Source organism: Microbacterium sp. GbtcB4, assembly GCF_019091465.1.
Classification (GTDB): domain Bacteria; phylum Actinomycetota; class Actinomycetes; order Actinomycetales; family Microbacteriaceae; genus Microbacterium; species Microbacterium paraoxydans.
Map to the genome: position 1 here is coordinate 116766 of NZ_JAGXJJ010000006.1, position 22500 is coordinate 139265.

At 71.7% G+C, this 22500-nt stretch carries 18 protein-coding genes; 13 read left to right on the plus strand and 5 right to left on the minus strand.

All coding sequences use genetic code 11. The features are described from left to right. Positions 1-3: 3 nt before the first annotated feature. Complete coding sequence (locus KVS71_RS11460) at positions 4-813, plus strand: amidohydrolase family protein (RefSeq protein ID WP_217584598.1); 810 nt, start codon at positions 4-6, stop codon at positions 811-813. 309 nt (positions 814-1122) lie between these two features. Here the strand turns inward: KVS71_RS11460 and KVS71_RS11465 are convergent, their stop codons facing one another. The 4 genes from KVS71_RS11465 to KVS71_RS11480 all read right to left on the minus strand — a co-directional run bounded on the left by KVS71_RS11465 (position 1123) and on the right by KVS71_RS11480 (position 7067). Next, positions 1123-1773, minus strand: a complete 651-nt coding sequence (locus KVS71_RS11465; RefSeq protein WP_105950849.1) for a GntR family transcriptional regulator — start codon at positions 1771-1773, stop codon at positions 1123-1125. Between the two features lie 19 nt (positions 1774-1792). Next, a complete protein-coding gene (locus tag KVS71_RS11470) occupies positions 1793-2398 on the minus strand; it encodes an SGNH/GDSL hydrolase family protein (RefSeq protein WP_217584599.1) in 606 nt (201 codons plus the stop codon). Further along, complete coding sequence (locus KVS71_RS11475) at positions 2389-6462, minus strand: Ig-like domain-containing protein (protein ID WP_217584600.1); 4074 nt, start codon at positions 6460-6462, stop codon at positions 2389-2391. The genes KVS71_RS11470 and KVS71_RS11475 overlap by 10 nt, the downstream gene beginning before the upstream one ends. Positions 6463-6623: 161 nt before the next feature. Further along, complete coding sequence (locus tag KVS71_RS11480) at positions 6624-7067, minus strand: hypothetical protein (RefSeq protein ID WP_105950504.1); 444 nt, start codon at positions 7065-7067, stop codon at positions 6624-6626. Between the two features lie 245 nt (positions 7068-7312). Here KVS71_RS11480 and KVS71_RS11485 point away from each other — a divergent pair, with 245 nt between their 5' ends. The 6 genes from KVS71_RS11485 to KVS71_RS11510 all read left to right on the plus strand — a co-directional run bounded on the left by KVS71_RS11485 (position 7313) and on the right by KVS71_RS11510 (position 15517). Continuing rightward, entirely contained in the window at positions 7313-8167 is an 855-nt protein-coding gene (locus tag KVS71_RS11485) for a carbohydrate ABC transporter permease (RefSeq protein WP_174235390.1), read from the plus strand. Then, positions 8164-9069 (plus strand): carbohydrate ABC transporter permease, encoded by a 906-nt coding sequence (locus KVS71_RS11490; protein WP_217584601.1) that lies wholly within the window; start codon positions 8164-8166, stop codon positions 9067-9069. The genes KVS71_RS11485 and KVS71_RS11490 overlap by 4 nt, the downstream gene beginning before the upstream one ends. A 50-nt stretch (positions 9070-9119) precedes the next feature. Continuing rightward, a complete protein-coding gene (locus KVS71_RS11495; protein WP_217584602.1) occupies positions 9120-10445 on the plus strand; it encodes an extracellular solute-binding protein in 1326 nt (441 codons plus the stop codon). Positions 10446-10456: 11 nt separating this feature from the next. Continuing rightward, entirely contained in the window at positions 10457-12262 is a 1806-nt protein-coding gene (locus KVS71_RS11500) for a BNR-4 repeat-containing protein (RefSeq protein ID WP_217584603.1), read from the plus strand. A gap of 37 nt (positions 12263-12299) precedes the next feature. Further along, positions 12300-14561: an FAD-dependent oxidoreductase gene (locus KVS71_RS11505; RefSeq protein WP_217584604.1), complete on the plus strand. Its 2262-nt coding sequence runs from the start codon at positions 12300-12302 to the stop codon at positions 14559-14561. A 68-nt stretch (positions 14562-14629) separates the two neighbouring features. Further along, on the plus strand, positions 14630-15517 hold the full coding sequence (locus KVS71_RS11510; RefSeq protein ID WP_231919662.1) for a LacI family DNA-binding transcriptional regulator: 888 nt from the start codon (positions 14630-14632) through the stop codon (positions 15515-15517). Between the two features lie 11 nt (positions 15518-15528). Here the strand turns inward: KVS71_RS11510 and KVS71_RS11515 are convergent, their stop codons facing one another. Then, positions 15529-16338 carry a DeoR/GlpR family DNA-binding transcription regulator gene (locus KVS71_RS11515; RefSeq protein WP_025105387.1) on the minus strand — a complete coding sequence of 270 codons (810 nt, stop codon included), beginning with the start codon at positions 16336-16338 and terminating at the stop codon, positions 15529-15531. 80 nt (positions 16339-16418) lie between these two features. On the opposite strand from KVS71_RS11515, the gene KVS71_RS11520 reads away from it, so the two are divergent. The 6 genes from KVS71_RS11520 (at position 16419) to KVS71_RS11545 (ending at position 22478) form a co-directional block, all read left to right on the plus strand. Beyond that, positions 16419-17393, plus strand: coding sequence for an acetylxylan esterase (locus tag KVS71_RS11520; protein ID WP_217584605.1), 975 nt, complete (start codon positions 16419-16421; stop codon positions 17391-17393). Positions 17394-17516: 123 nt separating this feature from the next. Then, the gene (locus tag KVS71_RS11525) at positions 17517-18092 is read left to right on the plus strand and encodes a glucose-6-phosphate isomerase family protein (protein ID WP_217584606.1); all 576 of its coding nucleotides are present in this window, start codon (positions 17517-17519) and stop codon (positions 18090-18092) included. A 9-nt stretch (positions 18093-18101) separates the two neighbouring features. Beyond that, on the plus strand, positions 18102-19592 hold the full coding sequence (gene xylB, locus KVS71_RS11530) for a xylulokinase (RefSeq protein WP_060923619.1): 1491 nt from the start codon (positions 18102-18104) through the stop codon (positions 19590-19592). Beyond that, entirely contained in the window at positions 19568-20569 is a 1002-nt protein-coding gene (locus tag KVS71_RS11535) for a phosphoglycerate dehydrogenase (RefSeq protein WP_217584607.1), read from the plus strand. The genes xylB and KVS71_RS11535 overlap by 25 nt, the downstream gene beginning before the upstream one ends. Beyond that, entirely contained in the window at positions 20566-21510 is a 945-nt protein-coding gene (locus KVS71_RS11540) for a shikimate dehydrogenase (RefSeq protein WP_217584608.1), read from the plus strand. Before KVS71_RS11535 ends, KVS71_RS11540 begins: the two co-directional genes overlap by 4 nt. After that, positions 21510-22478, plus strand: a complete 969-nt coding sequence (locus KVS71_RS11545) for an aryldialkylphosphatase (protein WP_217584609.1) — start codon at positions 21510-21512, stop codon at positions 22476-22478. The genes KVS71_RS11540 and KVS71_RS11545 overlap by 1 nt, the downstream gene beginning before the upstream one ends. Positions 22479-22500: the final 22 nt, after the last annotated feature.

A 22500-nucleotide genomic window follows, 5' to 3' on the forward strand; every position in this document is an offset into this window, starting at 1 on the left:
GACGTGCGGATCGTCGACGCCCATGTGCACGTCTGGGACGCGGACGCCGTGCCGATCCCGTGGTTCCGCGACGACCTCGGGCTCCCCCGGCAGGCCGCGGCCGCTCGTCTCGGACGGGAGCTGGCCGACGCCGGCGTCTCCTCCGCCATCGCCGTGCAGGCGGCGGACTCGGTGGCGGAGGCGGAGTGGCTGACCGCGACCGCCGCCCGCGACCCGTTCCTGCGGCGCGTGGTGCTGCAGTACACCCCCGCGCCGGGACGAGCCGCCGGCGCCACGGCGGTCGCGTTCTCTCCCGCCGTGGTCGGCGTGCGCGCCGCGGTGCCGCAGTTCGCCGCGGATCTCTCGGATGTGGACGGCCTCGACGCCCTCGCCGCCCACCTCGGCGCGACCGCCCGCACCCTCGAACTGCTCATCCGCCCTGACCAGCTGCCCGCCGCCGCCGCGCTGTCTCGACGGCACCCCGACACCGCGATCGTCGTCTGCCACCTCGGCCTCGGCGCCCGGACGGCCGATGCCGCATGGCTCTCCGCCCTCACCGAGGCCGCGTCGGCTCCGGGGGTGTCGGCGAAGGTCTCCGGGCTCGACCTCACGGCGCGCGGGTCGGACGAGTCGCGGGAACTGCTGCGCTCCGCTTTCGCCCTCTTCGGCGCGGATCGACTGATGTACGGCAGCGACTGGCCGATGTCCACGCGGACCACGACCTACGGGGAGGTTCTCGCCGCGACCCGGCAGGCTCTTCCTCCGCTCTCCGCTGCCGAGGCTCGAGCATTCTGGTCCGGCACCGCCGACCGCCTCTCCCCCTTCACCGCGTAGCCCCCGTCGCAGTTTCGCCCCGAGGTCGCGGGGACTCCGGGGATGGATGCGACCGCGTGCCGAATCTGCGACCTCGCGCCGGAACACCCCGTCCCGGAAGCAGAGTCGCGTCCCGTCGCGGATTCGCACCGCGTCGCAGGGACTCCGGGGATGGATGCGACCTCGGTGCGAAACTGCGACCTCGCGCAGGGACTCCCCACCCCGGACACTTCCGCACCCCCGTCGCAGATCCTCACCGCGTCGCAGGGACTCCGGCCAGCCATGCGACCTCGGTGCGAAACTGCGACCTTGCGCGGCGGGAAGCGGGGGTCAGTCGAGGAGGGTGCCGGCAGCGTGGGCGCGGAACAGGGAGGACGCGGCCTCTTCGTCGCCGGCCTCCAGCGTGTCGAGCAGGCCCTTGTGCCAGTCCGCGACCTCGTGCCAGTCCCCCGTGAAGGTGGGGTCGCCGAGCACGTGCATGACGCGCAGGCTCGGCTCCAGGAGGTCCCACATGCGGGGGAGGTACACGTTGCCGCTGGCCTCGATCACCGCACGGTGGAAGGTGAAGTCGAGCTCGCGGAACCGGGCGAGGTCTTCCGCCTCAGCCGCCTCATGCATCTGCGCGATGAGGCCGACGAGCTCGGCCCGGCGAGCGGGGTCGAGCGCTCCGCAGGCCAGCCGTCCCGCCAGCCCCTCCAGCTCGACGCGCGCGACCTTCGCCTGCGCCGCCTCCTCCGCGGAGTAGCTCGCGACGAAGTTGCCCTGATGCCGCACGTGCGACACGAGCCCCTCGTGCGCGAGCCGCTTGAGGGCGTCGCGCACGGGCGCCTGGCTCACCTGCATCTGCCGGGCGAGCTGCGACTCCACGAGCTGCTCGCCGGGGGCCAGCGTCGAGTCCTTGATCATCGCCTTGATGAGCGCGTAGATCTGATCCGACAGCAGTCCGCGCTGCAGTCCGGCCGTGCCGAGAGCATCCGTCATGACCATCAGTCTACGTCCATTATCGACTATCGCTAATGGACGCGGCCGTGCGCCAGGCATCCGCGATGAGGGCGGATCCGCGGGGCGTCGGGTGCACCCCGTCCGGCGCGAGCTCGACGACCGGATACTGCTCCGTCGCCGCCGTGAACACCTCGTGCAGGGGCACGAACGCCGCCCCGTGCTCCGCGGCGAGAGCCCGCACCGCCGCCCGCTTCCCGTCGAGGTCGTCGAGCCACGTGCGCTGCTCCTCCGTCACCGGAAGGAAGTACGGCTCCATGAGGATCAGCCGCGGGGCGTGCGCGGCCACCGCGCGGCCGAGGAGGTCGCCGAGCGTCGCGGCGAAGTCCTCGGCCGAGGTCGGGTCGTCGCTGTCGAACCGCCGCCACATGTCGTTCACGCCGACGTACACGGTCAGCAGCTCCGGCGCCGTCGGCAGCAGCTCCGCGTCCCACCGCGCGGCCAGGTCGCGGGCGCGGTCCCCCGCGACCCCGAGGTTGCGGACCGTCGCCCCAGCGGCCTGCAGCTCGGGGGCGAGGAGCGACACAAAGCCGTCCCCGAAGGACTCCGGGTCGGAGCGATCGCGCCCCGCGTCGGTGATCGAGTCTCCGATGAAGGTCACCCGCATCGTGGCACGTCCTGTTCGTCGTTCTTGAGCTTCGGTCGCACCGAGATCGGGAGCTCGACGCTCGCGCCAGCGTACGTCACGGTGAGCGTGTGGTGCGGGCGCACCTTGCTGCTGTCGAAGCCGCTGACCATGTCCGCCGTCACCTTCTGGGTGGTGCGGGATCCGTCGCTCCAGTCCACGCCCAGCAGCATGCCGGTCACGTCGAGCTCCTCGCCGCGCACGTAGCGGGTCTTCGGGTCGGCTTCGGGCGCCCAGCAGATGCCGGTCACCGTCGCGGGCGGCGGTGTCGGCCGCACGGCCAGGGTGTTCGTCTTGCCGTAGTGGTAGACGTTGAAGAAGCCGTCCGCACCGACGCGGAGGTTCTCCCTGGCGTCGACCATGTTCCACACCGTCACGTCGTCGACCCGGAGCACGATGCGGGTGCCGCCGTCCTCGGCGACGGCCCCGAACTCGATCCGGTGCGTGGAGTTCGGCTCGATGACCGTGTTGGGGATGCTGTCGAGCATGGTCTGGCCCGGGGTCCAGCTCTGGAACTCGATCACGTCCTCCTTGATCACCGCGAGGTATCCGGTGTTGGAGTTCTGCCAGGCGGGAAGGCCGGTCTGGTCGGAGCGCGCCTGGAAGCCGTACCAGCCCCCGTCGAAGGCGCCGAACTCCGCCTCGAACTGCAGCAGGGTGTCGCCGAAGCGCTCGGCCTCGTAGCCGTGCACGCCCTGACCGCTGATCACGACACCCGTGTCGTCCACCGCGATGAGGTCGGACTGGCTCCAGTTCGCCCCGTCCTTCAGCTGGCCGTCCAGGCGGGTGGTCGGGTACTCGGCATCGTCCACGGTCACGGTGACCGTGTCGCTGAGGCTCGGATCGGCGACCGAGGTCGCGGTGATCGTCGCCGTGCCGGCCGTGACCCCGGCGATGCGTCCGCCGGAGACCGTGGCGACCTCCGGCGCGTCGGTCGTCCAGGTGACCCGGGCGTCGCTGGCGTCCTCCGGGGCGACCGTGGCCGCGACGGACCGCCGCTCCCCCACGGTCAGTCCCACGGCGTCGGCGTCCAGGCTCACGCCCGTCACCGGCACCCCGGAGAGCGAGAACCCGATGTCGTCGAAGTCGAGCGAGGCGTAGTTCTCCACGTAGAACCCGACCCGACCGGCCTTGCCGGGGCCGGGGTCGGCGCCCTCCAACGCGATCGCCCCGTTCACGGAGATCCGGATCTGCCCGTCCTGCACAGCGATGCGGACGTGCGAGGTCTCCCCGGGGGTCAGGCCCTGCGCCGCCGGCACGACCTTCTCGGCGACGACCTTCCAGGCGTCGTCGAAGATCGTCCAGGTCGGCCCCGCCGCGGCCTGGCGGAAGCGGATGTAGCCGCCGCCCTTGCCGTTGCGGTCGTAGACGATGAGTCCCGCGTTGGCGGGGGTCGTGGCCGGGGCCGTGACGTCGAAGTCGAGCACGAACTCCGTGAAGTCCCGCGGCAGGATGCTGTTGGCTCCCTTGAGGATGCGGTACACCTTGTCGCCCGACGCATCCACCTGGATGGAGCGGTTCGGGTCGGTCGGCCAGCCGTTCGCCCCCGACTCGAAGTCGGTGAAGTGCAGCACGCCGTCGCCCTCCTCGACGATCACCTCGATGGTCGCGGTCTTGGCGGCATCGGCCTTCGCCGTCGCCGTGACCGTGGTCGTGCCGGGGCCCATGCCGAGCACCACGCCCTTGTCGTTGACGGAGGCGACGGCGGTATCGGCCGAGGCGTAGGTCACCGCGGCGTCGTCGGCGTTCCAGGGCAGCGGAACGGCGCGCACGCGCACCTCGTCGCCCGCGTCGATCGTGAGCGTGTCGCTGTCGAACGCGATGTCCTCGAGCGGGATGGTCTGCGGCTGCTGCGTCTGCCCGATCGCGCCGTCGACGCCGATCTCGCCGAACGCGATGGCCTCGAAGCCCGGGATCTGGTCGAACACGGCCGCGTCCGCCTTCAGCGTGTAGTCGCCGTTCGCGGCGTCCACGAAGCCGGGGTCGGCGTCGGCCACCCAGTTGTCCTCGTAGTTCAGGAGGTTCTTCCCGTCCTTCGCGCCGTGCTCGTTGACGCCGGCCATGCGGGCCCGGTTCGGGTTCCACACGACGTTCTCCGCGAACGTGCTGTGGTTCGGGAAGTAGTGGTCGTCCTCGAAGAAGTGCGCGAGCTCGGGGTACTTCGTCAGATACGGCGTGCCGACGAAGTCGTTGTTGTCGGCGAACACCTTCTCCCAGGCCGGCATGTAGTCGCGGTCGACGACGTTGCCCTCCTGGTCGCCCATCCACTGCTCGTAGTTGTCGTACGGGGCGTAGGCGTCGACGAAGACGTTGTTGCGTGCCTCGATGTAGTCGGCCGAGCCGCTCTTGATCGCGCCGTTGCCCATGTTCACGAACACGTTCTTCTCGATCGTGAGGTCCCACGTGAAGTTGTCGGCGTAGATGCCCTCGACGCCCGCCATGCCGACGCCGATGTCGTGGAAGTAGTTCTCCCGGAACACGTGGCCGCGCTGCTGCGGGGTCTTGCCGGAGTTCATGTAGATCGCACCGAGGTCGTGGAACTGCTTGCAGACGTCGTACACCTCGTTGCGTTCGAACAGGTGGTCGTTGCCGTGCACGATGATCCCGGGATGCGGGGCGTCGTGGATCTCGTTGTCCCTGGCGATGTTGCCGACGCCGTCGAACATCACGCCCGGATTGTAGGCCTTGTGGTAGTATGCGAAGTCGGCGATCTCGGAGTTCTCGACCCGGTTGCGGCCGGGTTCGAGCGTCGTCTTGTCGCCGCCCTGGAGCACCACGCCGACGCCGCCGACGTGCGTGAGCCGGCTGTCGGTCACGGCGTGGTCGCGCCCGCCGCGGTTCACCGGAATGCCGTCGTACGTGTAGCGCCCCGGCGAGTTGATGAGCACGCCGCCGTCGGTGAAGTTGCGGATGTCGCTGTGCGAGATCGTCACGTGCGAGCCGCCGAGGATGACCGCGGCCGTCGCGCGTCCGTACTCCATCACGAGGTCGTCGAAGTTCACGTACGAGGCGCCGTCGGCGCGCAGCATCGGCTCGTCGAGCGTCGTGACCGTCACGGCGCCGCGGCCGGACGTGAAGGCCGCGTTCGGGATGAGGTACAGCTTCCCGGCGTCGCGGTCGATGTAGTACTCGCCGGGAGCGTCGAGCTCCTCCAGCAGGTTCTGCGCGAAGTGGAAGTCGGGGAACCAGCTCTTCATGATCCCGGACATCTCGCCGTAGCGGAGGGTGATGGTCTTCGCCTCGGTGTCGATGCTCTCGATCTTGTTGTACGACCACTCCCAGCTGTAGCCGAAGATGCCGTCCAGCCACACGTCCTCGGCCTGGGTCCAGTGCTTCGGGCGGTCGTAGCCGTAGCTGAACGTGCCGCCGCGCTCCTGCAGGTCGGCGTCGTTGCGGTCGGGGCCGGCGTCGATGATGTCCCCCATCTGCACGGTCGGCGTGGCCGCGTCGGCGTTGGGCCATCGCGCGAGGGTCATGCCCTGGCCGTCGATGAACAGCTCCATGGGCGGCGTGGTGCTGACGTCGTTGGCCTTCCAGTAGCCGTGGCGGCTGAGCTGGCCGTAGTCGGTGATGCCGAGGTCGGCGAGGTCGATCCCGACGACGCGGTCGCGGGCAGCCGGGTCGATGATGCGGTCGGTCACCGCCGCGTCGTCGACCGCGGCGAACTGGTCGCGCGGCAGCTCGCGACCGCCGGTGAGGGTGGCGGTCTCCCCCGGGTACGAGCGGTAGGTGATGGGGGCGTCGGCAGTGCCCGAGTCCTGCGCGCCGATCTCGAACGACGCCGAGCGGGGGTACGTGCCCTCCCGGAGGTACACCGTGAGGCCGTCGTCCGGGAGCGCGGAGTCCGCCTTCAGCGCGCGGATCCGGTCGCGGGCGCCTTCCAGCGTCGCGAGCGGGTCGTCGATCGTGCCTGAGGCCGTGTCGTCACCTCCCGGCGCGAGGTAGAGGGCGTCATCGTCCGCGGCCGCAGCCGCCGACGGGACCGCCGCAGCGAGGGCGGATCCGAACACCGCCGCCAGGGTCAGGCTTGCCAGTACACGCTTCATCGCGTCTCCGAACTGTCGCTTCCCGCACGGCCGATGCGCGCGGCGCCGCGGGAGCGGCTGCTCCGACCGTAGCCAATCGATAATCGACTAGCAAGGATCGATACTGATCGTTTCGGTTCGTCGCTGCATCAGGACGCGCGCCCCACGCCGAGCAGGTGCGCCTAATGTTCTCGGGCCGCGAGGAGGGAGGTCGGGATGTGCCCGACCGCGAGGACGACCGCGGCCAGCGCGATCCACGGGTTCTGCAGCCAAGCCGCTGTGCCGAGGAAGGCGGCCACTGGCGCGAGGGCCATCGGGACCGGGATGCCGAGGACGGTGTCGAACAGCGCCGACCCGGGCCGGCCGCGGCGGAGGTAGCGGATCCAGAGGGCCCCGTACGCGAGCACCGCCAGCGCCACCGGCACCGCCCACCCCCACGCGATCGGGCCGGCCGCCGTGATCGCAGGGACCGTCATGCAGAGCGCCTGCCCTGCCCTCTCGAACACCAGGAGCACTCGGGGCACCGCCGGGCTCTCGAGCTTCGGTCTCGGCGGGAAGGGGATCAGCAGCAGGTTCGGCAGGAAGATCGCGAGACTCACCGCCAGGCCGAGCAGTGAGAACCCCATGTCGCGATCGTACCGAGGGCTACTCTCGCGGAATCAGTTCACAAAAGAAACACTTTCCACCAGTTTTTGACTATTGCGCTCTCCAGTTGACGTCGCCGTAATCTGCCGGAAATACTGAGGAAGCCCGAGACCGCACCGCGAGAGTGCGGACACATCACCCCAGGCCAAGGATGACCTAGATGACAGAACAGACCATTTCCTCACAGATAGGAACAGGTCGCCGGCCCCGTCGCCTCTCGGACGGGATGTTCGCGCTCCTCCTCACGGCTCCCGGCCTCGCGCTCCTCGCCGCCGTGGTCGTGTACCCGCTGATCACGGCCCTCATCACCGCGTTCTACAAGCAGAGCCTCGTCGAGCCCGGTCGCGAGTTCGTGGGCTTCCAGAACATCGTCGACGTGCTCACCGGCGAGTTCTTCCCGCTCCTCACCCAGACGCTCGTCTTCACCCTCGGCACGACCATCGCGCCGTTCGTGATCGGCTTCGGCCTCGCCCTCGCCCTGAACACGCGCATCCGCGGCGCCAAGGTGCTCCGCGGCCTCATGCTCATCCCGTGGCTGATCCCCGGCGTGGTCGTGTCGTTCCTGTGGATGTGGATCTTCAACGCCAACTACGGCGTGCTCAACGCGGCCCTGGAGACCGTCGGCCTCATCGACTCCCCCCAGGCGTGGCTCGCGAACCCCACCACCGCCATGATCGCCGTGATCGTCGCGAAGACCTGGCAGTCGTTCCCCTGGATGATGGTCATGCTCCTCGCCGGCCTGCAGACCGTGCCGATCGAGCTGCATGAGGCCGCCGAGATCGACGGCGCCGGCACCATCCGCCGTTTCTTCTCCATCACGGTCCCGCAGATGAGCGGCATCATCGGCCTCGTGATCCTGCTGGAGTTCATCTGGAACTTCCAGCACTTCGACATCATCTACGTCCTCACCGGCGGCGGTCCCGCCGGCTCCACCCAGACGTTCGCGACCGCGGTGTACGAGACCGCGTTCGACGGCTTCGACCTCGGCCACGCCGGGGCGATCGGCCTGCTCTGGATGATCCTGCTGATGGCGCTCGTCGTCGTCTACGTCCGTCTGTCCGAGAAGGGAGAGAAGCGATGACCGCCGTGCTGACCGAGGAGACGGTGGCCGCCGTCTCCGCCCCGCCCGCCGCGCCCCGCCGTCGGCGCCACCGCGCCGACCGCCGTGCCTCCACCGTGAGCGCCTGGATCGCCGTCGTCGTGTTCGGCGGGTTCGCCCTGCTGCCCGTGTACTGGCTGCTCGCGACGTCGCTGACCCCGCGTACCGAGGTGTTCAGCTACCCGCCGAAGCTGTTCCCCACCGAGATCACGTTCGCGGCCTACGCCGCCCTCGCGAACAACCCGGCCCTGTTCGGCTACCTCCGCAACAGCATCGTCGTCTCCGTCATCACCGCGATCCTCTCGGTGCTGGTATCGGCGTACATGGGCTACGCGTTCTCGAAGTTCCGCTACCGCGGCCGCCGCAGCCTCATGTACTTCGTGCTGGCGTCGCAGATGTTCCCGCAGGCGCTGCTGCTCATCACCCTCTACGCGGTGTTCTCGGCCTACGGCCTGCTCAACACCTACACGGCGCTCGTGCTGTCGTTCACGACGTTCACGCTGCCGCTGTGCGTGTGGATGCTGAAGGGCTTCTTCGACACGATCCCGGACGAGCTCATCGAGGCCGCCCGCGTCGACGGCGCCTCCCGCCTGCGCATCATCCACTCGATCGTGCTGCCGCTGGCCGCCCCCGGCCTCATCGCCGCAGGACTGTTCGCGTTCGTCCGCGGCTGGAACGACTTCATCTTCGCCCTCACGCTCGCCGGTCCCGACAAGCAGACCCTGCCGCCGGGACTCGTCAACACGTTCATCGGCGAGGCGTCCACCGCCTGGCCCGAGCTCATGGCGGCTTCGCTCGTGGTCTCGCTCCCCGTGGCCATCGCGTTCATCGCCCTGCAGCGCTTCCTCGTCGGCGGACTCACCGCCGGCGCGGTCAAGGGCTGACCCGCACCACCCCCTCATCCGCAGTCCCTCGAAGAAGAGAGAGCACCCTCATGTCCGAGAACACCACCGTCTCCCGTCGCCAGCTGCTGCAGTTCGCCGGGCTCGGCGCCGCCGGCCTCCTCCTCGCCGGTTGCATGCCGAGCGGCGGCGGCAGCGGCAGTCCGTCCTCCTCCCCCGGCGCCGGGCTCGGCGCGGGCGACTTCACCGCCACCGACTTCTCCTTCTCCAGCTGGTCGCTCACCGAGGAGGCCGCCGCCCCGGCCACCCGCGCGCTGCTCGACGGCTACAAGAAGACCAACGACGTCGGCATCACCGAGGTCTCCTTCCCCTACAACGAGTACTTCAAGCAGCTCATGCTGCAGGTGCGCGGCGGGCAGTTCACCGGCGCCGCGCACGTCGACGTCGCCTGGCTCGCCTCGCTGGCCGCGCTCGGCAAGCTGGAGGACGTCTCGGCACTCACAATGGGCCGCGGCTACACCGCCTCGAGCCTGGAGGCCACGCAGCTCGACGGGAAGCAGTACGCGTTCCCGTGGACCATCGGCGCGATCGGGCTCATCACCAACTCCGAGCTCCTGAAGAAGGCGGGGATCTCCACGTTCCCGACCACCGTCGACGACTTCGAGGCGGCGCTGAAGAAGCTCAAGGCCCTCGGCGGCGGCCTCATCCCCTACGCCGCCTCGACCAAGGCCGCCCAGCTCAAGGACGTCCTCATCTGGATGCAGACGTTCGGCAGCGACCTCGTTAAGGACGGCAAGGTCACGATCGGCGACGACGCGAGCATCGAGGCGGTGACCTGGTACAAGTCGCTGTACGACCAGGGGCTCATCGCCGCCGACGTCGACCGCTTCGACGCCCGCTCCCTGTTCGCCCAGGGCCGCGCCGCGATCTACGACGACGCCCCCGTGGGCCGCGCGTCCGTCACGAAGGACTCGCCGGATCCCGACCTCGCCTCCAAGCTCGTGCCCGAGTCCCGCCCGGTGCTGAAGAAGGGCGACACCCCGCGCGCCCTCGTCTGGGGCGGCGCCATCGCCATCGTCGGCGGCGGCTCCGGCGACAGCACCCGCACGGCCGCGGACTTCGGCCAGTGGGCCACGAGCGACCTGAAGGCGGTGCTCGGCGACTACGAGCTGCGCGGCCTGCCGCCCGTGACCGAGGAGGCGCAGTCCTCGAAGGAGGTGGCGTCCGACGCGTTCGGCGCCCGCTTCGCCGAGAAGATCACGGCGACCGCCACCACCAACCCGTTCTGGCAGTACCCGCAGTACGCCCAGATCGAGACCGTGATCGCCGACCGCGTGCAGGCCGTCCTCGTCGGTCAGCAGAGCGCCAAGGACGCGATGGCGCAGGCCGGCGACCAGGCGCAGAAGCTGCTGGGCTGAGGAGCATCGCCATGACCCTCCGCTGGAAGGCCGGCGCCACCGCTGCCGCCGCCCTCGCCGCGCTCGTCCTCGCCGTGCCCGCTCCGGCCGCCGCCGCGACCCCCGACGTCGAGACCGTGCCCGTCACGGTCGACAGCTCCAACCAGTCCGGCTGGTGGAACCCGCTCGTCGTCGACGGCGACGAGACGTACTTCGCGTACAACGTGCCCGGTTCGGTGGCCGCGAAGCACCAGGTGAACCTCTCGGTCCGCGCCGCCGACGGCACGTGGACCACCGGCTGCCTGCGTCTGGCGACCGGGGCCTGCGCCGAGTACGCGGACGACAACGGCCACAACCAGCCGTCGATCGCGATCGACGGCGACGGCTACATCCACGCGTTCGTCTCGATGCACCACGAGCCCTGGAAGTACTTCCGCTCCACCGCGCCGTACGACGCGACCTCGCTCGTCGATGCGAGCGCGGAGATGCCCGACGCCGGGGCCGCGGTCTCCTACCCGGTCACGGCGCAGGGAGCCGACGGCGACATCTGGCTCATGGTGCGCATCGGCGCCGATCCGCAGGCTCGCCGCGACGGGGTGCTGTACCACTATGACCCCGTGGCCGGAACGTGGACCCGCGAGACGACGATCGCCGCCGCCGTGAACCACTCCTTCTACCCGGACGACCTCGAGGTCGATGCCAGCGGCAAGGTGCACGTGCTGTGGGAGTGGGGCCCGTGGCCCGCCGATCCCTACCGCCACCTCGGCTCCTACGCGGTGTACGACCCGGCCGCGGGCGGCTTCCGGGACGTCGCCGGGCAGGCGCTGCCGACCCCGATCCGCCCGGACACCCCCGGCGCCGTCGTGTGGCGCGGCTACGAGCCCGGCGAGACCATCGGCGACGCCGTGCCCGCGGTGCAGACCGCGAAGATGGCCCTGGCCGACGGCGAGCTCGTGGGCGTGACCTACCGGTACGCGGACGAGACCGAGAACGCCTTCGACGTGCGGTGGGCGACCTGGACCGGCTCCGCCTGGACGAGCGAGACCCTCGTGGACACGGACGCCCTCGGTGGCGGCGTACAGACCATCGCGGCGCTCGACACCACCACCGCCGGCGGCGAGACCCGCGTCTACGCCGTGGTGTCGGTGCAGGACTGCGGCATCACCCGCAGTCAGACGGTGCTGCTGACCGCCGGAGCGTCCGGATGGACCGCCGACACCGTGGGCGATCCGGTCGTGGGCCAGCAGCGCCTCCGCGCGGCGACCCGCACGGACGGCACCGACGTCGTCTACCTCAGCGCCCCTGCTGTCCCCAGCGGAGGGACGCTGCGGCATGCCGAGATCCCGCGCGACGGGCAGCCCGGCACCACCAGCCTCTCCGCCATCGTGGCCTCCCTCCGGGGCGACGCCGGCGGCGAGAACCTGGCGCTCGGCGGCACCGCGACCGCCTCGTCCCAGCTCCGCGCCGACACCGGCCCGGAGAAGGCGATCGACGGCGGCTGCACGGATGCGAGCCGGTGGATCTCGGCGGCCTCCGACACCCAGCCGACCATCACGGTCGAGTGGGACGAGGCCGCGCCGCTCGACGTCGTCCGGGTCCGCAGTGGGTACACGGTCGGCCCGCCGCAGACCTCCGTGCTGCGCGACTTCGCCGTCCAGCTGCGCACCGCGAGCGGCTGGGTCACGGTCGGCACCGTCACCGGCAACACGCAGACGACGGTCGTGGTCGATGCCCAGGGGCGGACGGCCGATGCCGTGCGCCTCGTCATCACCGACCCGTCCGACTCCGCCACCGACGTCGCCCGCGTCTACGAGATCGAAGCGATCGCCGCGCGCTGAGCGGCATCATCCCCCCTCCCGAAAGGAACCCATCCCCATGCGCACCCAGACCGTCGAAGCCGACATCATCGTCGTCGGCGGCGGCCTCGCCGGAGTGAGCGCCGCCGTCGCGGCCGCCCGCCTCGGCCGACGTACCGTGCTGATCAACAACCGGCCGGTGCTCGGCGGCAACTCCTCCTCGGAGGTGAGGGTCTGGGTGTGCGGAGCGACCGCCCACGGCAACCAGCGGTGGGCGCGGGAGACCGGGATCATCGGCGAGATGTACCGGGAGAACCAGTTCCGCAACCCCGAGGGCAACCCCGTGTACTGGGACGACGTGGTGCTCGACATCGTGCGCCGCGAGCCCAACCTCACGCTGTTCCTCAACACGGAGGTGCTCGAGGCCGAGGCCACCGGACCCGACGACGCCCGTCGGGTCCGGTCGGTGACCGGCTGGACGATGGGCTCGGAGATCCGCACCGTCTTCCGCGGGCCGCTCTTCCTCGACTGCACCGGAGACGGCCTGGTCGGACGGCTCGTCGGCGCCCGGCACCGACTGGGCAAGGAGAGCCGCAGCGAGTTCGGCGAGGACTGGGCGCCCGAGCAGCCCGTGCGCGAGTTCCTCGGCTCGACGCTCCTCTTCTATACGAAGGATCTCGGGCACCCGGTGAAGTACGTCGCGCCGGAGAGCGCGAAGGACATCTCGACCACCCCGATCCCCTCGTCGCGCATCATCCGCAGCGGCGACAGCGGCGCGCACTACTGGTGGATCGAGTGGGGCGGCACGCTCGACATCGTCGACGACAACGAGGCCATCCGCGACGAGCTGCGGTCGGTGATCCTCGGCATCTGGGACCACATCAAGAACTCCGGCGAGTTCGACGCCGACAACCTGACCCTGGAGTGGATCGGCAACATCCCCGGCAAGCGCGAGTACCGCCGCTTCATCGGCGACTACACGCTGCGCCAGCAGGACATCCTGGAGCAGACGTCGTTCGACGACGGCATCGCGTTCGGCGGCTGGTCCATCGACCTCCATCCCGCCGAGGGCATGTACGCGACGGGGGCGGGCGCGGTGCAGCGCTTCTCGGACGGCGTCTTCGAGATCCCGTTCCGCTCGCTCTACTCCGTCAACGTCGACAACCTGCTCATGGCGGGTCGCGATATCTCGGCCACGCACATCGCCTTCGGTGCCGCCCGAGTGATGGCCACGTGCGCGGCGATGGGCGAGGCCGCGGGCACCGCCGCCGCCCTCTGCTACGCGCACGACGCCACGCCCCGCGCGCTGTACGAGCACCATCGTGCGGAACTCCGGCAGACGCTGCTCCGCGCCGACGCCTCCCTCATCGGAGTCGCGAACGAGGATCCCTCCGACCTCGCCCGCACCGCCGCCGTCACCGCGTCCAGCACCCTGCGCACGATCGGCACCCCGGAGAGCACCCTGGCCGCGGCGACCCCGCACACCCTGACGGACGACCTCGGCATCGTCGTCCCCGTGCACCCGCGCCTCGACACGACCGAGCTGCTGCTCGGCGCCGAGGTCGACACGCAGGTCACGGTGGAGGTCTGGTCCACGGGCCGTCCGCAGAACATCGTGCCCGCGGTGCTCGAGCACCGCACCGTGATCGACGTCCCCGCCGGTGGTCCGTCCTGGGTGCGGGCGGAGACGCCTTTCGCCCCCGAGGACCCGCAGAACGCGATCATCGTGCTCCGCGCGAACCCGCAGGTGCAGGTGCAGCTCGCCGACGAGCTCCCGCCCGGAGTGCTCACCCTCGTGCACCGGGTCGACAACGACGACCGGAACGTGCAGGTCGACCGCGACGGTCTCCTCGTGCAGTGGCCGACCAAGCCGCTGCGCGGACGGGTGCCCGCGTTCCGCACGAGCCCGGACTCCGAGGCGGTCGCGCCGGAGCGCGCCGTCTCCGGGTACAACCGCCCGTTCGGCGGACCGCACCTGTGGGCGTCCGCCCCGGAGGCCGAGGGTCCGCAGTGGCTGCGCCTGGACTGGGAGCAGCCGGTCTCGGCCTCCGAGATCCGCCTCGTGTTCGACGACGACGTGGACCTCGAGCTCAACACCCTGCATCACCACCGGAGCCCCGACGAGGTGCTGCCCCAGCTCGTGCGCGACTACCGGGTCGAGGTGCAGCAGGCGGGTTCCGAGGAGTGGCGCACCGTGGCCGAGGAGCGGGACAACCGTCATCGCCTGCGGGTGCATCCGCTGGCGGCGGACCTCGGTGCCTTCACGGCCGCCCGCCTCGTGGTGGAGCGGACGAACGGCGTCGCGGAGGCACGCGTGATCGCGTTCCGAGTGCAATCGTGACGGAGAGCGCTAACGTGAAGGGCATCCGTCGTCCCGGCGGAGACCGTCGTCCCTCCAGGAGGCCGCAGGTGACCACCTCGCCCGGCGGCCGCGTGCTCCCCGTCGCGCGGGCCACCCGCACGGGACTCATCGCGCTCGCGGTGCCGCATCTGGAGGAGCCGTACTTCGCGGAGCTCGGCTCGCGCATCGTCCGGGGCGCCGACGACCGAGGGCTGGCCGTGCTCATCGTGCAGACCGAGGGCGACCACGGCCGCGAGATCGACGTCGCCAACGGCGTCGGTCTGCCGCCCATCGACGGGCTGATCCACATCCCGCGCTCGCTCACGGTCGCCGACCTCACGCGCCGCACCTCCCCCGGGCCGCTCGTGCTGCTGGGCGAGCACATCCAGGTGAGCCCGTTCACGCACGTCACGATCGACAACCGGGCCGCCGCCTACACGGCCACCGAGCACCTGCTCGCGGTCGGCTGCCGCCGCATCGGTTTCGTCGGACGCCGCGACGCCCGCCCCTCGGATGCCGCCGACCGTCGGCACGCCGGGTACCTGGAGGCCCTGGCCGCCGCCGGCATCCCGGCCGACCCCGCCCTCACCGCACAGGTCGACGCTTTCACGGCGGAGGAGGGTGAGCGCGTCGCCGGGGCGATGGCCGCCGCGGTCCCCGACCTCGACGGCATCGTCTGCTCGAACGACTCCGTCGCCCTCGGTGCGCTGGCCGCCCTTCAGGCCCAGGGGCGGAGCGTGCCGGGTGACGTCGCCGTCGTCGGCATCGACGACATCCGGGCCGCGCGCTTCGCCGTCCCCGCCCTCAGCACCATCGCTCCCGACCACGCCCGCCTCGTGGACGCCGCGTTCACGGAGCTCGAACGGCAGATCGCCGCGCCGCCGGGAGCGGATCTCCCGGTGCGGCACGTGACGGTCGGCGCCCGGCTGATCCCGCGGGCGAGCACGGCCCGATGACGGCGGCGGACTCAGTCCGCGAGGGCCGTCGCGAGCGCACGCTCGTCGCCGCCGTCGCGCGGCGCGACGTGCAGGGTGCCGACGTGGGCCGCGAGCAGCTCCCGTGCGCCGTCGTCGAGGCCGTCGTCGGTGACGAGGCGGTCGATGTCGCTGAGGTCGGCGACGGTCGTGAGTCCGACCACGCCCCAGCGGGTGTGCTCGGCGAGGACGACGACCTCCCGGCCCGCAGCCATGAGCGCCCGGTTGGTCTCGGCCTCCAGCAGGTTCATGGTCGTGATGCCGGCCTGCTCGTCGAGGCCGTGGGCGTCGAGGAACACGAGATCGCAGTGCAGGTGCTCCAGGGCGCGGACCGCGACCGGCCCGACGAGGGCCTGCGAGGGCGTGCGCACGCCCCCGGTGAGCACGACCGTCTGCGTGTACGGGGCGTCGGCGCGATCCGGTGGCGAGAACAGGTCGGAGACCGGCAGGGCGTTCGTGACGATCGTGAGCTCGGGGACGCGCACGAGCTCCCGCGCGAGCGCCAGGGCCGTGGGTCCGCCGGAGATGCCGACCGCCATTCCGGGCTCCACGAGATCCGCGGCCGCCGCGACGATCGCGCGCCGTTCGGCCGAGGCCGCCGGAGCCGGAACCAGACGTTGGAGGCCCCGAGCCCGCACGCCGCCACGGATGCGCTCGACCGCGCCCTCCTCGGCCAGCTGATCGATGTCGCGCCGCACGGTCATCTCGCTCACCTGCAGCGTGGCCGCGAGCTCGCCGATGGACGCGGTACCGCGATCGCGGGTCAGGGCGAGGATGCGCTCGCGTCGTTCCGTGACCAGCACGCGGTCTCCTTCCGATGGAGCCTCCAGTCTGCCACGCACCCCCGCCCGCCCCACTCCCGGAACAGGATCCCTCAGCCCGCATGACCTTCCCCGAGCCCTACGCCACCTGGTTCCCCGATGCCGCGTTCGACGGCAGCTACGGCCGCACCGAAGCCGACCTCCGCGCCGTCCGCCCCGTGCCCGCGCCGCCCGGTTTCGCCGACCGCTGGCGGCGCTGGCGGCGCGAGGCCGCCGCGGTGGACGCGGCCCCCGTCGTCCTCTCCACCTCCGAGGAGCAAGGCCGTCGGGTGTCCGTCGTCGAGCATGCCGGCGTCGACGGTGTGCGGCTGCGGGCCTGGGTGGTCGAGCCCCTCGACGGCTCTCCCCGCGCGGGCGTCGTGCACGGCCACGGCTACGGGGGTCGCGACGCGGTCGATCTCGCCCGGGTGCCGGACGATGTGGCGGCGATCTATCCCGTGGCCCGCGGGCTCGGCGTGCTGAACGCGGGGATCGGAGCGCCCGAGCCGACCCCCGAGCACGTGCTCGCGGGCATCGACGACCCGGAGCGCTACGTGCTCGGCCTCTGCGCCCGTGACCTGTGGCTGGCGGCCGACGTCCTCGTCTCGGTCGTCGGCGCGCTTCCTCTCTACTACGTCGGGGAGAGCTTCGGCGGCGGCATCGGCGCGCTCGCCCTGCCGTGGGACGACCGGTTCGTGGGAGCCACCCTCATCGTGCCGAGCTTCGGCCAGTACGACGAACGGCTGGCGGTGCCGTGCCTGGGGAGCGGGGAGACCGTGCGTCAGCACGTCCTGCGGCATCCCGAGGCCCGCGAGGTGCTGCGCTGGTTCGACTCCTCGACCGCGATCGGCTTCACGGAGGTGCCGGTCCGGGTGGAGGCGGCCCTGTGGGACCAGTACGTGCCGCCGCAGGGGCAGTTCGCGGTCGCCGCCGGGGCGCGCGATCTCGACCTCGCGGTCCTTCCCGCCGGTCACGCCGAGTACCCGGGGTCGGCGGACGTGACGGCGGGCGCCATCCGGGGCGGGCGCGAGCACCTGGAACGGGTGCTCGGCGGCTGACGGCCATCGCGCGCGCGGCCTGCTCCGCGCAGGAGAGCACTGGACGCAACCTGTCATAACAGGTACAGTGAGCTTGTCATTACAGGTTGCGCGACGACGCAGCACCCGTTTCGAGGAGCATGGATGCCCGAGTACCAGACCCCGCCGATCTCCCCGATGGCGATCGCCTTCGACGCCGAGAAGCTCACCCTCTCCCCCGAAGGCCCCACCCTGACCCGGCGGATGTCCGACCTCGAGGGCCTGTTCCGCGATCACGACGTCTGGGCGGCTGCCGCCGCGGGCGAGGACCCGATCGTCTACACGGTCGTCAGCTCCCCTGTCCCCGAGATCGAGCGGGAGCTGCCGCAGTCGATCACCACGATCATGCCCGGCGACACGGGCGGCGAGCTCTGGATGACCAAGGGCCACCAGCACCCCGACCATCAGGGCGAGATCTACCTCGCGCTGCACGGCCGCGGCGGACTGCTCATGTTCGACGGCGAGCGCACCGAGTGGCTCGACATGCTCCCGGGCACCATCGGCTACATCCCGCCGGGCTGGGCGCACCGCTCCGTGAACACCGGGGACGAGCCCTACTCCTTCCTCGCGGTGTACCCGGGCGGCGCCGGCCACGACTACGGCTGGGTGCTGGAGCACGGCATGGGCTCGCGGGCATACCGCGCGGAGTCCGGCGTCGACCTGCGCCCCTACGCGGAATAGGCTCCGGCCATGATCATCGCCCACGACCTCGGCACCACCGGGAACAAGGCGTCCCTGCACCACGACGACGGTCGCCTGATCGCCGCGGTCACCGTGCCGTACCCGGCCCACTTCGCGGCCGGCGGCGTCGCCGAGCAGGACCCGGCCGACTGGTGGCACGCGGTCGTCACGGCGACCCGCGACCTCCTCGCGCGCACCGGCACCGCCGCCGCCGAGGTCGCGGGCCTCGTGGTCAGCGGACAGATGATGGGCGCCGTGCTGCTCGACGCCGACGGCGAGCCCGCGCGGCCCGCGATCATCTGGGCGGACACCCGCGCCGGCGCCCAGCAGCGCGAGCTCGAGGCGGCGGTCGGCGCCGAGCGCGCCTACGGGATCCTCGGCCACCGCCTGAACCCCACCTACTCCCTCGAGAAGATCATGTGGGTGCGCGACAACGAACCCGCGGTGTGGCAGCGCGTGCGCCGGGTGTGCGTCGCCAAGGACTTCATCGTGCTGCGGCTGACCGGGCGGCTCGCCACGGACCGCTCGGACGCCTCGGGCACCAATGCGTACGACCAGGTCGCGGGCACGTGGTCGCCGGAGATCCTCGCGGCCGCGCGACTCGATCCCGCCCTCTTCCCCGAGATCCTGGAGTCGACGCAGATCGCGGGCCCGCTCACGCCCGCCGCGGCCGAGGCGCTCGGGCTGCACACCGGCGTCCAGGTCGTGATGGGCGGGGGCGACGGACCGCTCGCCGCGGTCGGCTCCGGCGTCGTGGCGCCGGAGGACGGCGCCTACGTGTGCCTCGGCACCTCCTCGTGGATCTCCTTCGCAGCGGACGCCCCGCTGCACGACCCCGCGATGCGCACCTTCACGTTCGACAACGTCGTGCCCGCGTCGTTCGTGCCGACCGCGACCATGCAGGCCGGCGGCGCCTCGGTGCAGTGGATCGCCGAAGCCCTCTCCGTCGACCCCGCGCACCCGGAGACGGGGCGCCTCGTCGCCGAGGCCGCGAGCGACATCGACACCGACGACCTCTACTTCCTCCCCTACCTGCTCGGCGAGCGCTCCCCGCTGTGGGACCCGGATGCGCGCGGGGCCTTCGTCGGTCTCGCCCGCCACCACGGGCGGGCCCACCTCGTGCGCGCGGTCCTGGAGGGGACGGCGTTCAACCTCCTCACCTGCATCCAGGCGTTCCGTGAGGCCGGCGCGACGATCGACCGCATCGACGCCGTCGGCGGCGGGGCGCAGAGCGACGTCTACCTCGCCGTCCTCGCCGACGTGTGGGGCGTGCCGGTGCGACGCCGCACGATCGTGGAGGAGGCGAACAGCCTCGGTGCCGCGGTCACGGGAGCCGTCGGCCTCGGCCTCACCGACTTCTCCGCCGCCCGGGCGCTCAGCGAGGTCACCGCCGAGTTCACGCCCGACCCGTCCCGGCATGCGGTCTACGCCGAGCGCCACGCCCGCTTCACCGACGCGTACGCTGCCCTCGCACCGTGGTTCGCCGGAAGGCCGCGCTGATGGGCGTCATCCTCGTCACGAGCCGCTCCTTCTCGGACGGCGACCTCGACCTGGTCGGGCGCGCCGCGCAGGCCGGACACCGCATCCTCCGCGGCCCCGCCCACCACGACCTCGACGAGCTGCGCGTGCTGCTGCACGGCGCCGACGCCTGGATCGCCGGCACCGGACCGGTCACCGACGCGCACCTCGCCGCGGGCCCGAAGCTCAAGGTCGTGGCGCGCTACGGGGTCGGCACGGAGGCGGTGGACCTCGCGGCGGCGCGCAACCGCGGCATCCCGGTCACGAACACCCCCGGCGCGAACGCGGATGCGGTCGCCGACCACGCGGTCGGCCTCATGCTCGCCGCTCTGCGCACCATTCCGGACGGCGACCGCCGCGTGCGGACCGGCGACTGGAGCGTCCGCCGCGGGCGGGAGCTCGGCGCCGCGACCGTCGGCATCGTCGGCTTCGGGCGGATCGGCCAAGGGGTCGCGCGGCGACTGAGCGGGTTCGGCCCGCGGCTGCTCGCCTCCGACCCGTTCCTCCCCGCCGACCTCGTGCGGGACCACGGCGCCGACCCCCTCGGCCTCGATGACCTGTTCCGCACCGCCGACGTGATCACCCTGCACGCCCCCGGCGGGCAGCGCCTCGTCGACGCCGAACGCCTCGCCGTGATGCGACCGGGGACCATGCTCGTCAACACCGCCCGCGGCGACCTCGTGGACGAGCAGGCCGTGGCCGACGCGCTCCGCGACGGCATCCTCGCCGGGTACGCGGCCGACATGCTCGACGGCGACACCGCCGCGCACGACAGCCCCCTGCTCGACCCGGCTCTCGCCGACCGCGTCATCGTCACCCCGCACCTCGGTGCCCAGACCACCCAGGCCGTCGACAACATGGGAGAGCTGTCGCTCGCGGATGTGCTCGCCGTCCTCCGCGGCGCCGACCCCGCCCACCCCGTGCCCCTGCCCGCGTCCGCTCCCGAGGAGAACCGATGACCACCGCCGCGACGTCCGCCCCCGCCACCGCCGACTACATGGGCTTCGTCGGCGTCACCACCGCCTCGTCGTCGATCATGAAGGTGTTCCCGCTGTGGGCCGACATCCTCGGCCTCCCCACCCGGACCCTCGTCGGCCACGATCTGCCGATGGATGCCGACCCCGCCCAGTACCGCGCCATGGTCGAGCAGATCCGCGACGACCCGCACCACCGCGGCGCGCTGGTCACCACGCACAAGATGAACGTGTACGCGGCGGCGTCCGACCTGTTCGACGACCTCGACCCGTTCGCCGTGTCCTGCGCCGAGATCTCCAGCATCGCCAAGCGCGGGTCCACGCTGTCCGGCCGCGCGAAGGACCCGATCACGGTCGACCTGGCGCTGCGCGACTTCCTCCCCGCCGACCACTTCGCGCGCACCGGGGCCGAGGTCGTCATCCTGGGTGCGGGCGGATCGGGCACCGCGCTGAGCTGGGCCCTCGCCGAGCGGGAGGATGCCCCGGCCCTCATCACCGTCACCGCGCGCACGCAGGACAAGCTCGACCACCTCCGCGAGGTGCACCGCCAGCACGGCACCCCCGAGGGACTGATCCGCTACGTCGTCACCGAGACGCCGGAGGAGGCTGACGCCCTGGTCGCCGCTGCGCCCGCGGGATCGGTCATCGCGAACGCCACCGGGCTCGGCAAGGACCGCCCCGGCTCCCCGCTGACCGACGCCGTCGTGTTCCCCGAGGGCGCGTACGTGTGGGAGTTCAACTACCGCGGCTCCCTGGAGTTCCTGCACCAGGCCGAGGCACAGGAGGACGACCGCGGCCTGCACGTGGTCGACGGCTGGCGGTACTTCATCCACGGCTGGTCGCAGGTCGTGGCGGACGTGTTCGACCTCGACCTCACGCCCGAGACCGTCGAGCGCCTCGCGGAGGCCGCGGAGTCGGTGCGCTGATGCCCGCCGTGCGGACCGTCCTCGGCGACCTCGACCCGGCGCGGCTCGGGCGCGTGGACTACCACGAGCACCTCTTCCAGGTGTCGCCGCTGCTGGTCGGGGACGAGCTCGACGACGAGGCCGCGTCCGGCGAGGAGGCCGGTCTGCTGCGGGCGAGCGGTTTCGAGGCCATGGTCGACGCCACCCCGTTCGGCCTCGGTCGCGACCCCGCCGCCGTCGCCCGCATCAGCGCCGCGACCGGACTGCACGTGGTCGCCACGACGGGCCGGCACCGTGAGGCCCACTACGGCCCCGACCACCCGATGCAGGTGTGGGGCGCGGACCGCCTCGCCGCCCTGTTCGTGTCCGACCTCACGCGGGGGATGCCGGCAGACGACGCCGCGGTGTTCGAGACGCCCGACGTGCCTCTCGCCGCGGGTCCCGATGGGCAGCCCGTCCGCGCCGGCATGCTCAAGGGCGGGGCCGACTACTGGCGCCTCAGTCCGTTCGAGCGGACGACCCTCGTCGCCGTCGCTCAGGCGCACCGGGAGACCGGAGCCCCCGTCATGGTGCATCTGGAGTTCGGTACCGCGGCCCACGAGGTCCTCGACCTGCTGGGAGCCGAGGGGGTGCCGGCGGATCGCGTCGTGCTGGCCCACGCCGACCGCGACCCCGACCCCGGTCTGCACGTCGCGTTGGCCGAGCGCGGTGCCCACCTCGGGTACGACGGCTTCGCCCGCCCGCGCACCCGCTCCGACGCCGAGCTGCTGGCACTCACGGTCGCCGTGGTGGAGCGCGGCGCCGGTGACCGGATCCTGCTCGGGGGCGACGTCGCCCGCCGCACCCGATACATCGCGTACGGCGGCATGCCGGGTCTCGCCTACCTGGGCGACCGCTACCTTCCGCGGCTCCGCGAAGCCGTGGGTGACGACGCCGTGCACCGGATGCTCGTGACGACGCCCGCGCGCTTCCTGACCCTCCACTCCTGACCACCCGAACCCGAGGAGTCGT

Excerpts from the sequence above, each read along its gene's own strand:
- KVS71_RS11465 (WP_105950849.1), bottom strand. The coding sequence starts at position 1,773 with ATGACGGATGCTCTCGGCACGGCCGGACTGCAGCGCGGACTGCTGTCG.
- KVS71_RS11470 (WP_217584599.1), bottom strand. The coding sequence starts at position 2,398 with ATGCGGGTGACCTTCATCGGAGACTCGATCACCGACGCGGGGCGCGAT.
- KVS71_RS11475 (WP_217584600.1), bottom strand. The coding sequence starts at position 6,462 with ATGAAGCGTGTACTGGCAAGCCTGACCCTGGCGGCGGTGTTCGGATCC.
- KVS71_RS11480 (WP_105950504.1), bottom strand. The coding sequence starts at position 7,067 with ATGGGGTTCTCACTGCTCGGCCTGGCGGTGAGTCTCGCGATCTTCCTG.
- KVS71_RS11485 (WP_174235390.1), top strand. The coding sequence starts at position 7,313 with ATGTTCGCGCTCCTCCTCACGGCTCCCGGCCTCGCGCTCCTCGCCGCC.
- KVS71_RS11490 (WP_217584601.1), top strand. The coding sequence starts at position 8,164 with ATGACCGCCGTGCTGACCGAGGAGACGGTGGCCGCCGTCTCCGCCCCG.
- KVS71_RS11495 (WP_217584602.1), top strand. The coding sequence starts at position 9,120 with ATGTCCGAGAACACCACCGTCTCCCGTCGCCAGCTGCTGCAGTTCGCC.
- KVS71_RS11500 (WP_217584603.1), top strand. The coding sequence starts at position 10,457 with ATGACCCTCCGCTGGAAGGCCGGCGCCACCGCTGCCGCCGCCCTCGCC.
- KVS71_RS11505 (WP_217584604.1), top strand. The coding sequence starts at position 12,300 with ATGCGCACCCAGACCGTCGAAGCCGACATCATCGTCGTCGGCGGCGGC.
- KVS71_RS11520 (WP_217584605.1), top strand. The coding sequence starts at position 16,419 with ATGACCTTCCCCGAGCCCTACGCCACCTGGTTCCCCGATGCCGCGTTC.
- KVS71_RS11525 (WP_217584606.1), top strand. The coding sequence starts at position 17,517 with ATGCCCGAGTACCAGACCCCGCCGATCTCCCCGATGGCGATCGCCTTC.
- xylB (WP_060923619.1), top strand. The coding sequence starts at position 18,102 with ATGATCATCGCCCACGACCTCGGCACCACCGGGAACAAGGCGTCCCTG.
- KVS71_RS11540 (WP_217584608.1), top strand. The coding sequence starts at position 20,566 with ATGACCACCGCCGCGACGTCCGCCCCCGCCACCGCCGACTACATGGGC.
- KVS71_RS11545 (WP_217584609.1), top strand. The coding sequence starts at position 21,510 with ATGCCCGCCGTGCGGACCGTCCTCGGCGACCTCGACCCGGCGCGGCTC.